The sequence below is a fragment of the Haloarcula terrestris genome, from assembly GCF_031624315.1.
In the GTDB taxonomy this organism is placed as follows: Archaea; Halobacteriota; Halobacteria; order Halobacteriales; family Haloarculaceae; genus Haloarcula; species Haloarcula terrestris.
The window spans coordinates 67,119-82,366 of record NZ_JAMQOM010000011.1 but is presented as its reverse complement, the minus strand read 5'-3'; the positions used below and the strand labels follow the sequence as shown (position 1 = coordinate 82,366).

Sequence of the window (15,248 nt, the reverse complement as noted above, 5' to 3'; positions counted from 1 at the left end):
GTGCCGTGCGTGCGCGAAGCTGGTGGCTCGAATTCCGTGAAATCATCCTCAAAGCCACCGTCTACAACCTTCGTCGGAGCGTCCGATATCCGTGAAATCCAGCGCAGTGTATCGAAACTACAGAGCCTATTTTTTGTTTTGAGGATGCGCGAGTGGTGGAGTTCGGAAACACACGGTCGTGCCACGACCGAGACGGACGTTCGAATCGTCCCTCGCGCACTCGGAGTACAGCTGTCGAACATCTGGCCCGTGAGACGCCCCTCAACGGAGATGAAAATATGGCAGTATCCAATACCACCGACCCAGAATCGACGACAATTGCCGTCGTGACGATTCGAATCCCCTGCGGCGCAGATAGGGACCTCGTCACTGACGCTGAGAAGCGTCTCTCGCGGCCCGAAACTATCGATGACGTCACGATTGACGAATTGGATAGTATCGAGCCACAGCTGTCGGCAACACTCATTACCGTCGAAATTACGGTCCGGTGGACTACGGCGATTGGCGAGGAGGAGATTAGAGACAGACTGGCTGGTGTCTCGGGACTTGAGTCAGTCAGACGGATTGCATAGGCCGTTCAGAACGGCATAGCCGAAAGTGTAGTAATCTATTTGACTGTTACCATAATATTGGTAATTATTAGATGTACGAACCGTTTGATGAGACTGCTGCTAGAGTGTTGCTCGCAGTCAATCCTGGGGATTCGATCCGAACGGTAGCCCAACATCTCCACATCCCCTACGAAACGGTTCGACAAGCAGTCAATCAACTAGAGGATGCAGGGTATCTTCGATATGATGACGGACTGTTCGTGACCGACGATCGCGTCCGTAATGCGGCACAAGACCTGCTGGCCACGAGTGGCGGCGTGAACCCACCGTCCATCGAAGAGGCGTACGTACTCCCACAGTTCGGTGACTGGCCGTTCGCGTTCACGCGGATCGACGCCGTCTACGTGTGGACTCAGGGCGGCTACCAAGTCGGTCGCGAGCCCGACGACTACCCGCTCTTTCTTGCTGTCCGTGAGAAGGACGTCGACGCCTGGCAGCGTTTTTTCGAACAATTTGGAATCCCAACAGGATTTGAGCGTCGACCGGAGGACTCGTTTGAAGGCCCTCTCCAAATCGTCCTCGACGAGCGTTCCGTGCTCAACCCCGACCACGTCGAAGGATATCCAGTCATCTCTCGGCTCGAGACGATAGCGTTCATGCAGGAGCATTATGCGACGTTTCAGTCAGCACTCGCTATGCTCGATCGCATGTACGACGATCTCGATCTCGACGTTTCCTACCGTGAGTCAGAAAGAGAATGGTCGTGAGTTTCACAGCACCAATTGCGTTCTCGACCTCCGCTACGGTGAGGTTTAATTGATTGCCGTTGGTTTGACATCGACAGCGCCCCCGGTTGCTATTTGTGAATAGTTTGCTATTCATACTCTTCAGCCCGCGACGAGCCGATACCTGATTAACCAACAAATCTATGCCGATACGCGCTTTGTTGGTTAACACGAGGCGACCGCTGATGTCCTACGAGCCACCGACGCCGCCGGCGGAACTCCCGACAGACCTCGTCAATACGCTCAACGAGTCCTCTTCTGAGCAGCTCCAGCACGTTGCCCGCTACGCTGAAGAGCTAGCTGAGCACAAAGCTCGCGAGGCACGTCTCGAAGATGACTCAGATGAAAACGAGATTGAAGAACGCCCCGACGATCTTCCGGACGACGTCCCGGCGAAGGCCACGATCACGATCAAGGAGATTAACGACAACCGCTACTACTACTGGCAGTGGCGAGAAGGCGAAAAAGTTCGTTCCCAGTATAAAGGCCCCGTCAGTCCCGACGAATAGACGGTAGTGAACTGGGGCCGGGGTGTGTCGAGCGAAATTAGTAGCGTAGCAGAGGACACCCCCCAGAATGTGAATGGGTTCAACCCACCCCACACCCCTCAGTGTGAATGGGTCCGGTCAGCCCAGACAGGTAAAACGCGAAGAGAAGATACCCACCCCACGTTTCCGTCGTAACTGGAGGTCCATAGAAGGAATGCGGCCACAGTTGAGGGGATCACACCCCCCACGTTTCCGTCGTTTCCTCACCCGGCCAAAGTCGATTAGTGGAAGTAGAAGACGACCTCGGATCACCCACCCCACGTGCCCGACGTGTCGAGAGATACACTCGTGACCAGGGGTGTGGTCAGCGACCGAAACGGGAGCTAGGCCAAGTCCTCCAACCGGCTGTCCCGAAGGACAGATTTCAACACGATACCCGTGTCCTGAACCAACCGATGTTCGAGATAACTGCCTTCACCCCGGCCACCACCGGTCCGAGTTGATTCAACGACACCGAGGAACGCCTGCTCTTTCAACAGCTCATAGACGCGGTGCTCGCTGAGAGTCTTCGCATCGGCCTTCTCTGTCGTCGCTTGATACCGTTCGTAAATCCGGTTGGTAGAGAATCCATCCTCGTTCGGATTCTCTTCGGTGAGCAGCGCGAGCGAATAGAGGATGAATTTGACCTGGGTCGTCGATCCACGGAGAAGCTCCTCGAACCGATCGATTTCAGCCCACTCCTGAGCATCACGAACGTGTTCCTCAACGACTGTGTCGACGTTTTCTCGTTCGGCTAGTTCGCCGGCGTGACGAAGAATTTCGATGGCCTTTCTGGCGTCACCGTGTTCTTGAGCGGCTAGTGCCGCCGTCAGCGGGATCACATCATCCGAGAGAACGCCATCGTGGAACGCGTCCCGTCGGTGCTTCATAATCTCGCGCAGTTGATTCGCATCGTAGGGCTGGAAGACGAACTCCTCCTCGCGAAGACTCGACTTGACGCGTTCGTTCAGCTGGTCGCGATACTCGATCTTGTTGCTGACGGCGATGACGCCCAGGTGGCAATCCGCTTTCCCCGATTCGCGAGCCCGCGAGAGCTGCATAAGAATATCATCGTCATCGAGTCGGTCCACCTCGTCGAGAATGATGATGACTGACTCGTAGGCAGTATCCAGAATCTCCCAGAGATAGTCGTAGTATTCACCGCTGCCAATCCCTGCGCGTGGAATATCGAAGTCAGTCTCGTCCGTCTCGTTGAGTGAACGAGTTACCGTCCTCGCGACGCGTGTCTGTGTGTTGTGCTGCGCACAGTCGACGTAGACCGTGCCGACGGACACACCGTTCGACTCCGCGGCTCGCCGTGCTCGCTCGGTGACGTGACGGGCAACGAGCGACTTCCCGGTTCCCGTTTTGCCGTAAATAATCACGTTGTTGGGTGGATCACCACGAACGATCGGCCTGAGTTCAGCAGCAACGGCCTTGATCTCGCCATCCCGGCCGACGATACGGCCGCTTTCAGGGACGTGGCCAACCTTCAGCAGTTCCTTTCGAGCGAAAATATTGGCTCGGTCGGGATCGTCTTCATCAAAGTCAAAGAGAGGATCGTCAGCGGGATCCTCGTAGCGGCCGTCGAAGTCAGAGAGTTGGGACGGTTCCTCAGCCATCAATATCAGACATCGCGGATGGGACCTACTTAATGATTTGGCTACCTCGACCAGAGTGTAAATCGGGCTATGGTCGTCTTCTGATGTTTTGTCGCTGGCGTATCATCCTCACAAAGAGTCGAGTCGGTCCCGAGTGAAATCGGATTCGGAGCGAGAGTTACCGACGCAGACCGGCACCCCCAATCCAGAGTGAAAACGCCAGACTGGAGCGGGTTTGACACACCCCCGGTCAAGAGTGAATAGCCCTCCACCCGGTGAGCAAAGTACTTGGTTGAGACGACACCCCCCGTCCAGAGTGTATCTCCCGGACCGTGTAATCAATCATTTCTATGAGAGGATACATCGGCACTGGGCGTCTGACGCACGGCAGACACCCCTCGTCCAGAGTGAAAGCGCCGGTGTGACGAGCTGGAGTGGAGTGTGAACCTCGAGTGAGGGTGACGAGCGTTCATCGGCACCCCCTGTCAAGAGTGAAGACGCAGGTCAGATCTCCAGCCGAAGCAAAGCAGGGTACAATCGGAACTGTCGGGATTGAGTATCTTGATTCCGATTGATGAGGGAGATCGGGAGATACCAATCCCGATTTCGGCTTTGATGCCGGTTCGCTGGTTGGCGAATAGTCAGAATGACGATTGTTCCTTCAACGTCTCATAATACGCGGACGATGGAATCGAACCCCCACACCCCTCGTCCAGAGTGAAACGCTACGAGAGTACCTCGGTTGACCCGGCGGAAACCACACGACGAGTTGGCTGGGAAGTGCCGAAATCACAAGACGTGAGACGAGTATCCCTCGAACAGCAGTCGTCACACAGTCGAAGACCCTCCAAACATACCAACTTGCATAGTATTACCTAGAAGTTTTATTACTACCTACCTCCTACCACTCTCCAAGTGCATTCAGCACAGGGAAGAGGACGAAGGCGGCATTCGTCCGGATGGTTTCGAACCGCTACTCGTGTTTGCTGTTCCATTTCTTCCGTGTTCTCTCGTCTCAGGCAGTCTTACCGTGATTCTTGTTGAGCTTCTCCCACGAGAACCCCCGTTTCCCGTGGACCTCACCCCACTCTCTTGATTGGTTTTCACTCTGGACGAGGGGTGTGTGGGCGAAGTATTCTCTCCAGGTCCGTTCCGTGTCTCCACTCAGCATTAACCAACAAACCTCCCGATACTTCGATAGTGTTGGTTAACTTCTTCCAATCTCAGTGAAGGCGGTCAAGTCCGTTTCCCGAATTTCCGCGATCTCGCGTTGAATCTCCGTCCGATCCCAGCCAAGCGGTGACAGCACACTCTCGACAGCTCTGACGAGTTGTGTCTCGTAGTACGACGCATCGTACGACTCTACCTCTTCGTGGGCCAACGCGACCCGCTCTCGCGAGCTCTTCTCGTCGTTGACGACCACGTACTCGATGTCCTGTCCCGGGTGGATAGCGAGGTCCTGGTTCCGAGCCCGCTTCAGCGCCGCCACGTTCTGCGTGTTCTGCGTGTATCCTTCCAGCGGCTTGGAGACACGATTCCGTTCGACGAGCTGCTCGACCGGCACCGTCCCAGCGTGGAGGCGCTTGATTGCGTCCTGGAGACAGTCGAGTACGGTGTCCGGAGATTGAGTCGCATCGAGACGGTCGAGACAGTCCCGCTGGACGTCCTCGATGAACGGCGGGGTTGAGCGCTGCCGGGCTTCGATGCCTCTGACCTTGAAGTCGTCGTCGCCGGCGACCTTGCCGAAGTACTTCGTCAGCGCGCCGGCGTCGCTCTCGCGCTGCGGGACGAACGCCACCCAGTCGTACTGAGCTTCGTGTTCGAGCCGAATCTCGACGCGTTCCGTGATCTCCGTCGCGAGCGTCTCGAAGTCCTCGCGGTCCTCGTCGTCGACGTCGGGGTCCGGGGTCACCCAGATGGAGTCGACGATGCCGTGGACGACCCGCCAGCCGCCAGCTTCCAGTCGCTGTTTCGCCGTCAGCAGAATTTCGCGAGCGAACGCGTTGATCGCCTCGTGGCACTCGATGCGACCGAACTTCGCGTTGCTGAACCCCTGATAGCCGAAGCAGGCGACGAGGATCCACTTCAGCGCTCCCGACCGTCCCTCGAGTTCCGCCAGCCGGTCCTCGTCGGGGTCGTCCCGTTCCTTCTCGCGACGGATGGCCGCCTTGATCTCGTCGCGAGCGTCGATGATCGGCTGTAGCACGTCGACGAGGTAGCCCCGGTCGTCGCAGATCGAGTATCCGAGGCCGGGGACGTCGTCGCGGTCGCTGTGGCAGCTACACCGGATGACGTCCGGCGAGACGTTCCGGGTACAGATGATGTTCGGATACAACGAGGAGAAGTCGAGTTCGTGGACGTTCTCGTGGAGGCCGACCTCGGGTGCGAAGATGAAGCCGCCGCGGTCGGCGTCGTGGAGCGTCCCCATTGGCTTGTAGAACTCGTGGCGCCACGAGTTCCACGGCACGAGGACACCGCGGTCGTGGGCCTCACAGATCTGGATGGCAGTGAGGACGTTCCCGATCGACGCCCACGCGAGCTCCTGGACGGGCTTGTTCGAGCGCGACACGAGGTCGAGGACGCCCTCGAGGTTCGTCTCCCCGTAGAAGAACGTGTTCGATTCGTCGATGATCGCCCGGCCGGGCACGTTGTACCGTGCCGGCGAGTGGCCGACGCGACCATAGCTCGAGTACGTCGACCGGCTCGCGAGCTGCTGGTAGTCGACGTCCGGCCACCGACTCAGCGAGAAGTCGTCGACGCCGGCGTCCGTCGCCATCTCGTACAGGGTCGGGACGATCTCGCTCGTCGAGCAGACCAGGACGTCCGGATCGTGCGCGTCGAGCGCCCTCTGGACGGCGGTCAGGAGATCCGTCGGCGAGCCGGTAACAGTATCGCCGGCGACGGTCAGCTCGCCGTAGACGTCGTTGCTCGTTTCGGTCACCGGGACGCTGAGCCGGAGCGTCGACAGCTCGCTCGCCGGCATCGGATCGGCGCCGGTCTCCAGACAGTACCGGAACTCTCGCGAGAAGTCCACGTTGAAACAGGCGAGATCCCCGACTGGATAGGCCGACAGTTGACGCGCTTGCCGGGCGAGTGGGGTGACGCGGTCGATGTGGGCGACGTCGACGGCGAGAACGGCCTCCTCGTCTCGTCGAAAGCCGGGGCGTCGCGCAACCATCTCGGTCGCGACGACATCCGGGTGCTGGTCGTACACCGACTGGAGTGTCGTGAGGTCGAGGTCGGCATCAGGGTCGCGAGCGGCGACGTAGAAGCGTGGGGTGTAGTCATCGCGCTCGGTCGCGACGGCGCCGTCAGTGGTTGCCTCCCACTCCAGAACGCGGCCATCGTCTAGGAAGTCGATACTGAACGGCATCGTCACGGGTCCGAGTCTGGTGGGGCACTCTCTTGGTCATCGCGTGCTGCTACCGCGGCTTCGAGCTCTTCGAGGCGTTCCTCGTGGTCGTCGAGGCGGGCCTCCTGTTCGAGATCGATGCTGAGCAGCGCCGGCAGCAGCGGGTTCTGGTGGTTCAATAGCCCGCTCGCGTCGGCGTGCTCGCGGGCGTACTCGAACAGCCGGTCGAAGCGCGGCTGGTCGCGACGCCGCAGTGCCCGGCGGAACTCCGCCCACCGCTCTTCGATGGCCCGGAGTGCATCTCGGTACGTCGGGTTTGTGCGCCCCATCGCTATCGCCCTCCTGTCCCGGTTGCGGTCCACGCATCGAGCAGGGGATCCGCGGTGGCCGCGACCGTCTCACCGTCAGCTGTGACGCCCGTCCCGACGCCCTCCGGAGTCGGCGTCGACGGCGCCGGCGTCGTCGGCTCCATGCCGACCTGCGTGGCGCGTGCCGCGAGCAGCTGCCGCCAGTACGCGAACGTCGTCTGGTAGTACGCGCCGTCGTCGACGGGATAGACGAGCGTCTCGAAGTCTTTGCCGACGACCCGTGGCCCCATCCGAGTCTGCTCGCACTCCAGGTGATGGTCGGCGACCGTCGCGACTGACTCGGTGAATTCGTTTCGTTCGTTTCGCGTAACGAGCACCGGGATGTCGTACCCCTCGGCGTAGGTTGCCAACTGAGCGAGAGTTCGAGCCTGAAGGGTTCCCGCGTGGGTTTCGCCGAGGGTATCGTCGGCGCGGTACTGGGCGTCGACGGCCGGCGCGACGATGAGGGCGGGGGTGTGGGGCGACGTGTCCTCGTCACGACTTGGTTCCCCTCGACCGGCCGCCCCGGCGTCAGTGGTAGACATCTGGATCGACTTGTTCACTGCCGGCGGGAGATCACAGACGGCGCCGTAGTGCTGGTAGGCGGTGAATCCGCGGGCGACGTGAATTCGGTTGAGCAACCGTTGACTGGGCGCGATCTGGGCGAGTGTCGTCGTCGTCGCGTGACCATTTGCGTCGACCCAGAAGGCGGGCCCGTCGTGCAGGAGGAGATGGTCGAGTACGAGCGACTGCAGGATCGGGACGCCGCGGCCTCCCTCGACGTCGAGCAGCGTGATGCCGTCGCCGAGTGACGGCAACAACATCTCGTCCGTAGTCGGATCGGCCTGGTCAGCAAGGGACCGATTGCGGTCAGCGCCCCGTGTCGGCTGGTCCACCGCCAATCGGTTCGACGTTGAGTGTTCTCCCATACTCGAATAGAGGTCCACATTCCCGATAAGCCGCAGCGTGTCGCTTCCGCGTTTCAGGGAAGGCACGAGACAGATACTGACCCTGACTCAGCCGTCGAGTTTCCCGGGTCAATCGATTGTTTCCAAGAACGTTTCCAGGATATCCATAGTACCTGCTGACGAATACTCAGTTGTAGTGGGTATTGAGAGAGGCTCTTTTTTGGTACTTATTCGGGTCCATGATCGGTGATTCATTTCGAGTGATAGCAGTCGTTGGGGAGAATGGGCATGGCTCCGTAGTATTCCAGTGTTTCCCTTAGTGATTGGTACTGGGTTGAGATTAGTTCGCTCATTGCCTCCCCTGCTTTCCGGATATGCTCGTTTCGATTCCCTGCCCCAAAGTCGTACTCCGCGTGCTTCTTGTATTCGTGTAGAAGCTTTTCGACTTGGAAATCGGGGACTCTGGTGTCTGACGTTATAACCGGCGCATTCGTTACCTGAGTCCTCTCTCGCTTTTTCTCCGTGAGGGTGTAATAGTGATATTCGCCGTCGCGCTCTACGACTTTCAGGCCATTCTCTGCTATTTCGGGGTCCATCCACAATATTTCGCCTTGGAAGTCCCCACCTGTGTATTCGGCTACGAAAACCTCTCGCAGCCAGATTGTGAGCTGTTGAGGATCGACTTCAGCCCAGTTCCGAGATATGTCTGAAAGCATTTTCTCCATCTCAGGAGACCCCTTGACCTCGTCTACGTAGGCCCTTTTCTCCGAACGGATTTCTTGGATCTTCTCGCCTATGTTTTCAAGTAGCTGATTTAGATCGTGCGGTGCTTGCTCATCTAAATGATGCTCCAAAAAATGATCCTTCAACGTAGTCGAGACTTCATCTGGGTAGGGCCTGAAACCATAACCTGCGAGCTCAGCAACAAGTGATTCGGTACCTCCGTCGGCACCAAGCGGTGAGGAGGCCCTGTAAGATGGCAGGTTATTGAGCCAAGGTTCCAGAACTTGTTCACGAATGTCGTTCGTGTGCCGTATCCTAACCCTGGTCCGGATATCCTTTCTCAAAGTCCAGTAGGTTGCGCCTGCTATCGAGAGTGTAGCTAATATCCCGCCGATGGTGAGAACGGTTTCTAGAGACACCATCTTTGTGACTCCTGTTCTTTCCCTGGTGATTAGAAGCTTGTTCACAAAATTCAGCTCAACTGAACAGCCCTCATCATCAATTGGAACTATATGAGATTTGTTGCGACGACGTGATTTCTGTGCGACCACGTTGAAGATGCTTCCCTCCGAACTCCTCGATATGTGTGGCCGAAACTCGCTCTTCATCGACCAAGCAGACCTTGAGGCCCGCTTCGATGCCGAGGTCGTCGCGGACGGAGGCTATACACCCCGATACAACATCGCGCCTGGCGACGACCTCCACATCGTCACGAACGAGGCTCCAGACGAGATCGACGCCTACCACTGGGGACTGATTCCGTTCTGGGCGGATGAGCCCGAGGAGGGTATCATCAATGCTCGCTCCAAGACTGCCGACGAGAAACGCGTCTTCGAGCGGGCGTGGGAATCACGTCCCTGCCTCGTCCCCTCGTCAGGGTTCTACGAATGGAAATCGCCGAACGGCGGGTCGAAGCAGCCCTACCGGATTTACCGGGAGGACGACTCCGCGTTCGCGATGGCTGGGCTCTGGGACGTCTGGGAGGGCGACAACGAGACGATCTCGTGCGTCACGATTCTCACGACGGAGCCGAACGACTTGATGAACTCAATCCACGATCGGATGCCGGTCGTCCTCCCACAGGACGCTGAGTCCGACTGGCTCACCGCAGACCCGGACACCCGCAAGGAACTGTGCCAGCCGTATCCAAAGGACGATCTGGACGCCTACGAGATCTCGACGCGGGTCAACACCCCCGGCAACGACGATCCCCAGGTCATCGAGCCGCTGGACCACGAGCAATCGGGCCTCGGTGAGTTCAGTTCGGGATAGCTGACGGCGCCACGGTCACTGCATCGGCGATGCAGCTGCCGAATCGACGAGCGAGTACTCTCGATCCCGGCTCGTGCCCTCCGCCTCGAGGAGGTTGTACTGCTCCATCTTCGAGAGGTACGTTCGGATAGTCCGTTTCGTCCGTGGGTCATCGACGTCCTCGGAATAGCGTTCGTGGATCTCGCTCGGCCCGACCGGCCCGTGCTCGCGAACGATGTCGTAGACGACGCGCTGGTGCGGCGTGAGCGAGTCGAGGCTCTTCTGCTTGATCTGGGCCCGAGCATCCTCGGCGGCATCCAGGAGAATATCGTCGGTGATGCGCTCGTGGTTCTCGCGATCGGCCTTGCCGGCGGCTGTTCGGAGGATGCCGATTGCGAGGCGGGCGTCGCCGGCGGCCGCGTCGGCGATCCGGTAGAGCTGGTCGTCGGTGATGACGTCCTCATCGAGGCCCCACTTCGCCCGCGCACTCAGGATGTCGTACAGCTGCTCGTCGTGGTACTTGTCCATCCGGACGTGTTCGCTGGAGCGCAGGCGGCTCACGAGGCGGTCGTCGACGCGGCTGAACAGCTCCTCTTCCTTGTTCGCGATACAGATGATCGCGAACTGCGGGAGGCTGTGGAGGTCGTAGATGACGCTGGGGTCTTCGAGCTGGTCGACCTCGTCGAGGATGACGACGGTTCGCGGGCCGTCATGCTGCTGGAGGCGATCGACGAGTTCGTCGTGGGGCGTCGACTGCCGGTGGATGTCGATGGTCGCGCCGAGGTCGTCGAGGATCTGGTAGAGCGTCCGAAATCGGGTGTAGTTACGCCAGCAGTTGACGTAGATGGCCTCGACGTCGAGGACCTCTTCTCGAAGTCGTTCCGTGACGAACTTCGAGATGCACGTCTTCCCGGTTCCGCTGGGTCCGGTGACGATAGCGGTGTCGGCGGGTTCTCCGTTCGTGATGGGCTCGAGAACGCTGGAGAGGTGGTTGACCTCGGCGTCGCGATGCTCAACTTCCCGAGGAACGAACCCCGCACGGAGAACGCGAGCATCGCGGATCATCTATATCTGGTAGACTGCTTTTCTGGCTAGTACTAAAAACGTGACCGGGGTGTTTCCGGAAAGTACTATTCAATCTCAGTTCAATCCGAGTTTGACCACGCTGTGATGCGGTTCGTTTTGAGGAAACCAAGCATTTCCGGAAACACCTGAGGTCGAACGTAATGTGGCGTTTGGCAAGGCAATGCCACGTCAATCATACCCCAGTGCTTCAAAAAACCGCGATATCATAGTCGCTGTCTTGTACGTGACGAGCATCTGGTTGCCGGAATTGTACTTTTCAGCAAACCAGTCCACGACATCATACAGTAGCTGTGCTTCGGCTTTGTATGTCGAGTCCATTCAAAATCGTACTCTCCGTCCGGGGACAGGACGACGGGGGAGACGTGTCCGATACGATAGCAACGGGAATTCAGTGTTCCGGTCGGTTGAACTACGGTTCAGGGGCGGCGAAAATTGTTTCATTGTCGAGAGCGACACGGTCATGTCAGAGGTGCCACAATACCCCACCTCAAATACCAGTAATTTACCCAACACGACAAATTTTTTAATAGCGGCCAAGGGGATGGACAATGGCGCCGTGACTGGTTAAGGGATAGAACAAAGTATCCTGTATAAGAAAGAACCCAATATCCTTGCCGACTAATCAGCACTCTCTCTTCGACGCGGACCTAGTGGATGAGTACTTACAGCAACAGGAAGTCGAACGCCCAGTCGATACCGACGACATTGTTGATGCCGTGGAAGGCTGGACGGGAACGAGCACGTCACTCACTGAGCGCAACCTGCAGCAATCGTTCGTAAGTGACATTTTCAGCGATGTACTTGGATACACTCGACCGCGCGGCAGCGCCGGTGAATTCCAGCTCCTCCCTGAATCACTCTCCGAAGGCGGTGACGGGTTCCCCGACGTTCTACTCGGTCACTTCGAACAGGACGACGGGGATCTCACTGAAGACGTCAGGAAAGTCGTCGGTGAGCTGAAAGACCCGGGGACGGACCTCGATAAAGTCGATCCGTCGCGCCTCAAATCACCGGTGGAGCAGGCATTCGAGTACGCGATCACGAACGGTCTGTCCGTTCGGTGGGTTGTCGCGTCGAACATGGAAGTAGTCAGGTTGTACCACCACGGCAGTATCGACCACTACGAGGAGTGGGAGATCGACGAGTTCCTTGACGCCGACGGTGAGTTGACCGAGACGTTCTGGGAATTCTACTTCATTATGCACCGACGGTTCCTAATCGGTGAGGATGCCGATTCGGACATCGAGGACCTCATGGCGCAGAACCTGTCCGAACGGTTGGAACTCACCGAGGACTTCTACCAATTCTACCGGGAAGCTGTGGAGGACGTGTACGAGGAAATTATCAACGAAGCCCCGGAACTCGGCGAATCCAGCGACGGGCAACTTGCCGCGATTCAAGCCGCTCAAACCCTGATACACCGCGGTCTCGTAATTTGCTTCTTCTCAGACCACCCGTCCGGACTACTCCCGGACGACCTGCTTGAGGACGTCGTCAGCACCGGCGCGACACTCCCGACGCTGGACGACCGGAAAATCTACCCGCTCATTCAGGATATGTTCAGAGTCATCGACACTGGGAGCCCGGACGAGTACCCGTACGATATCTTCGGGTACGACGGCGGGTTGTTCGAGGAGGACGAAGTGCTGCAGTCAGTGACCCTCCCGGACGAGTTGTTCACTCGGGAATACGAGATCGGGGATACGACGATTAACGGCGTGTACGGGTTCTACGAGTACGACTTCCACCAAGACCTGAATGAGCACGTTCTCGGCCGTATCTTCGAGGAGAGCGTGGGTGATATCGAGCAGGTGCGAGCGAACCTCGCAGAAGGCGAATCGAACCCGTTCAGCGGTGACCGAGGGGACTATGGCCTGTACTTCACGCGGGAGGGTCTCACCGAGTACGTCGCCGAGCACGCGATACAGGACCTTCTACAGGACAAGCGCGCGAAGATTCGGGACGAGTTAGACCTTGAGAACGGGGAGATGGAGATGGAGAACCCCGACAAGGAATTCCTTGAAGCCTACCTGAAGGAAATTGTCAACATCCGAATCGCGGACATAGCGTGCGGGTCCGGTGCGTTCCTGGTGTCCTGTTTCAACCACTTGAGCCGTGAGGCGCGTCGAGTGCACGAGAAGCTCCGATCCGCGAAGGTAGCAGCAGCCGGTTCGGACGGACCGGTACAGGTGCCGCTTGAATCGTTCGAAAAGCGGGAAATCGAGATTCTGGACAAGTGCCTGCACGGGAACGACCTACTACAGGAAGCGATTGAAATCTCGAAACTCTCCGTGTGGCTACGCTCAGCGCGGAAGAACACGTCACTCGGTATGCTCACCGGGAATTTCGCGTCACAGGACGCGCTCGCCGGGGAAATCCAATTCGAAGACATCGATGAAACGGCCGGGTTCGGCGAGTTCGACCTGATAATCGGGAATCCGCCGTGGGGCGGGCAAGTAAGCCCCGAAGCGGCCGAATGGGTTGACGATGAGTTCGGTGACGAGTTCGACGTCGAGAACATGGACACGTACGAGTTGTTCATCCTCACCGCGTGCAAGTACCTAGACGACGGTGGCCGGTTAGCGTACGTTCTCCCGAAAACCCTGCTCCGGTCCGAGAAGGCTGAAATCCGGCAGCACCTGCTCGATAACTACGAATTCGAACGATTCCACATCATGGGCGCGGACTGGTTCGGAAGTGATATCCGCATGTCCACGGTGACGATGCAGCTCAAGAACACCGAGCCGAGCGACGACAACACGTTCCGGTCGATGACTCTCGTCGATGAAGACCGTCGGAAAGCGATTGAAGGTGAGTTGAGCCTATCGCAGCTGGAGTCAGCGTACGCGTTCGACATCCCGCAGAGCCGATGCATCGAGTCCGGGGAGATCGAGCCGTTTCGGTACGTTGAGGACGACGAGCTCCTCGAAACGATGGAAGACAATTCGATACCGGTCGGTGCGTTCTGTGAGTCGCACCGTGGCGTCGAGTTGAATAAGGCTGGGCACGTCATCAAGTGCCCGGCGTGCGGGAAGTGGATTGCCCCGCCGCGCGGTCGAGACCCGGACACGGAGAAGACGTGCAACTACTGTGACGTCGTGTTCGAGTATCAGGACCGAACAGCCGAGGAGTACCTGATTAGCGACGACCCGGACGACGGTGACGTGCCGTACATGGACGGTGATTCGTTCGATGCACGGTACGACGAACTAGAGTTGAAGGGTCTCGACTTAGGGTACGATGGCGTCAATTACAAAGACCAGTCCGTGTACGACGGGGATAAGCTGTTCATCCGGGAAGCCGGCGTAGGGTTGTCGGTCGCGTTCCACGACGACACGGTGTACTGTCCGCGGTCGGTGTACGTGTATAAGATCCGCTCCGACCAGGGTGACATGCTGGACTGGTACGTGGACGTCGATCTTGACAACGAGGACGAGGAGTACGAGGGGAAATGGACCGACCCGGAGAACGTCCCGAGCGGTCTCGACACGACGACGTACCACAAGTTCCTACTCGGGTTGATGAACTCCCGTGTGCTGCATTACTACATGTTCAAGCGTAGCGGGGAGATTGACGCCGCAGAGGCGTTCGCTAATATGCGGCAGACGGACATCAGGGAACTCCCGGTCCCGGTGGCGAAACTCTCCGAAGAAGACGGGCGTGAGAGGGCAGAAGAGATTGCTGATTGCGTCGATACGATGTTCGATGACGGCGAGTTAGGTGACACTACGGATTGGAAGATCGACCGGTTGCTAATGGAGTTGTACGGCCTGGATCCGGGGAAACTCGTGTACATCAACTCGCAGATGGGGCTCGGTGCGTATCACAAGAAGATGCAGGAGCTGTACCCGGATGGGAAGCCACCGGCACCGGAACGGAAGCAGGACGTGACGTTGAACGTGGACGCCGCGGAAGCGGCCGAAGCGGACGATTAGACGAGACGCGGCTACTCTTTGGGGACGAGATCCGCGTGTCGGAATTCGACGGGGAGCACGTCACCGTCTACGCTCCGCACACGGTATGTGAACCGGTCCGAGTCACGCCCGGTCTCTCGGTCTAAGTTATCGGAGAAACGGTCTACAACCTCGCAGCGGACGCCGTGGAAGCGACTGTCCGG

The 15,248-nt window shown here is 58.3% G+C and carries 11 protein-coding genes and 1 pseudogene; 6 read left to right on the top strand and 6 right to left on the bottom strand.

From position 1 onward, the window contains the following. From NDI54_RS18445 to NDI54_RS18430, 4 genes and pseudogenes are all read left to right on the top strand, one after another. Nucleotides 1-95: pseudogene (locus NDI54_RS18445) on the top strand (IS5/IS1182 family transposase); the annotation flags it as partial. Nucleotides 96-278: 183 nt separating this feature from the next. Continuing rightward, nucleotides 279-572: a hypothetical protein gene (locus tag NDI54_RS18440; protein WP_138246840.1), complete on the top strand. Its 294-nt coding sequence runs from the start codon at nucleotides 279-281 to the stop codon at nucleotides 570-572. A 71-nt stretch (nucleotides 573-643) separates the two neighbouring features. Beyond that, entirely contained in the window at nucleotides 644-1,318 is a 675-nt protein-coding gene (locus tag NDI54_RS18435) for a MarR family transcriptional regulator (RefSeq protein ID WP_138246839.1), read from the top strand. A gap of 203 nt (nucleotides 1,319-1,521) precedes the next feature. After that, nucleotides 1,522-1,845 carry a hypothetical protein gene (locus NDI54_RS18430; protein ID WP_138246838.1) on the top strand — a complete coding sequence of 108 codons (324 nt, stop codon included), beginning with the start codon at nucleotides 1,522-1,524 and terminating at the stop codon, nucleotides 1,843-1,845. Nucleotides 1,846-2,207: 362 nt separating this feature from the next. Here NDI54_RS18430 and NDI54_RS18425 read toward each other — a convergent pair whose 3' ends face one another. The 5 genes from NDI54_RS18425 to NDI54_RS18405 all read right to left on the bottom strand — a co-directional run bounded on the left by NDI54_RS18425 (nucleotide 2,208) and on the right by NDI54_RS18405 (nucleotide 9,402). After that, complete coding sequence (locus tag NDI54_RS18425) at nucleotides 2,208-3,485, bottom strand: Cdc6/Cdc18 family protein (protein WP_121571058.1); 1,278 nt, start codon at nucleotides 3,483-3,485, stop codon at nucleotides 2,208-2,210. A 1,186-nt stretch (nucleotides 3,486-4,671) separates the two neighbouring features. Next, entirely contained in the window at nucleotides 4,672-6,837 is a 2,166-nt protein-coding gene (locus tag NDI54_RS18420; protein WP_310897869.1) for a type B DNA-directed DNA polymerase, read from the bottom strand. 2 nt (nucleotides 6,838-6,839) lie between these two features. Continuing rightward, nucleotides 6,840-7,145 carry a hypothetical protein gene (locus NDI54_RS18415; RefSeq protein WP_136718530.1) on the bottom strand — a complete coding sequence of 102 codons (306 nt, stop codon included), beginning with the start codon at nucleotides 7,143-7,145 and terminating at the stop codon, nucleotides 6,840-6,842. 2 nt (nucleotides 7,146-7,147) lie between these two features. Further along, entirely contained in the window at nucleotides 7,148-8,092 is a 945-nt protein-coding gene (locus NDI54_RS18410) for a hypothetical protein (RefSeq protein ID WP_406600206.1), read from the bottom strand. A gap of 230 nt (nucleotides 8,093-8,322) precedes the next feature. Then, nucleotides 8,323-9,402: a hypothetical protein gene (locus NDI54_RS18405; RefSeq protein WP_310897868.1), complete on the bottom strand. Its 1,080-nt coding sequence runs from the start codon at nucleotides 9,400-9,402 to the stop codon at nucleotides 8,323-8,325. Between NDI54_RS18405 and NDI54_RS18400 the strand changes: the two genes are divergently transcribed. Then, entirely contained in the window at nucleotides 9,377-10,066 is a 690-nt protein-coding gene (locus tag NDI54_RS18400) for an SOS response-associated peptidase (RefSeq protein WP_310897867.1), read from the top strand. The genes NDI54_RS18405 and NDI54_RS18400 overlap by 26 nt on opposite strands. A 15-nt stretch (nucleotides 10,067-10,081) precedes the next feature. On the opposite strand, the gene NDI54_RS18395 is transcribed toward NDI54_RS18400, so the two are convergent. Continuing rightward, complete coding sequence (locus tag NDI54_RS18395) at nucleotides 10,082-11,110, bottom strand: Cdc6/Cdc18 family protein (protein ID WP_310897866.1); 1,029 nt, start codon at nucleotides 11,108-11,110, stop codon at nucleotides 10,082-10,084. A gap of 671 nt (nucleotides 11,111-11,781) precedes the next feature. Between NDI54_RS18395 and NDI54_RS18390 the strand changes: the two genes are divergently transcribed. Beyond that, on the top strand, nucleotides 11,782-15,066 hold the full coding sequence (locus tag NDI54_RS18390; RefSeq protein ID WP_310897865.1) for an Eco57I restriction-modification methylase domain-containing protein: 3,285 nt from the start codon (nucleotides 11,782-11,784) through the stop codon (nucleotides 15,064-15,066). Nucleotides 15,067-15,248 lie beyond the last annotated feature (182 nt).

Bases quoted from the DNA above. Each gene is read 5' to 3' on its own strand.
- NDI54_RS18405 (WP_310897868.1), bottom strand. From the start codon at position 9,402: ATGAAGAGCGAGTTTCGGCCACACATATCGAGGAGTTCGGAGGGAAGC.
- NDI54_RS18440 (WP_138246840.1), top strand. From the start codon at position 279: ATGGCAGTATCCAATACCACCGACCCAGAATCGACGACAATTGCCGTC.
- NDI54_RS18425 (WP_121571058.1), bottom strand. From the start codon at position 3,485: ATGGCTGAGGAACCGTCCCAACTCTCTGACTTCGACGGCCGCTACGAG.
- NDI54_RS18430 (WP_138246838.1), top strand. From the start codon at position 1,522: ATGTCCTACGAGCCACCGACGCCGCCGGCGGAACTCCCGACAGACCTC.
- NDI54_RS18400 (WP_310897867.1), top strand. From the start codon at position 9,377: ATGTGTGGCCGAAACTCGCTCTTCATCGACCAAGCAGACCTTGAGGCC.
- NDI54_RS18395 (WP_310897866.1), bottom strand. From the start codon at position 11,110: ATGATCCGCGATGCTCGCGTTCTCCGTGCGGGGTTCGTTCCTCGGGAA.
- NDI54_RS18410 (WP_406600206.1), bottom strand. From the start codon at position 8,092: ATGGGAGAACACTCAACGTCGAACCGATTGGCGGTGGACCAGCCGACA.
- NDI54_RS18420 (WP_310897869.1), bottom strand. From the start codon at position 6,837: ATGCCGTTCAGTATCGACTTCCTAGACGATGGCCGCGTTCTGGAGTGG.
- NDI54_RS18435 (WP_138246839.1), top strand. From the start codon at position 644: ATGTACGAACCGTTTGATGAGACTGCTGCTAGAGTGTTGCTCGCAGTC.
- NDI54_RS18415 (WP_136718530.1), bottom strand. From the start codon at position 7,145: ATGGGGCGCACAAACCCGACGTACCGAGATGCACTCCGGGCCATCGAA.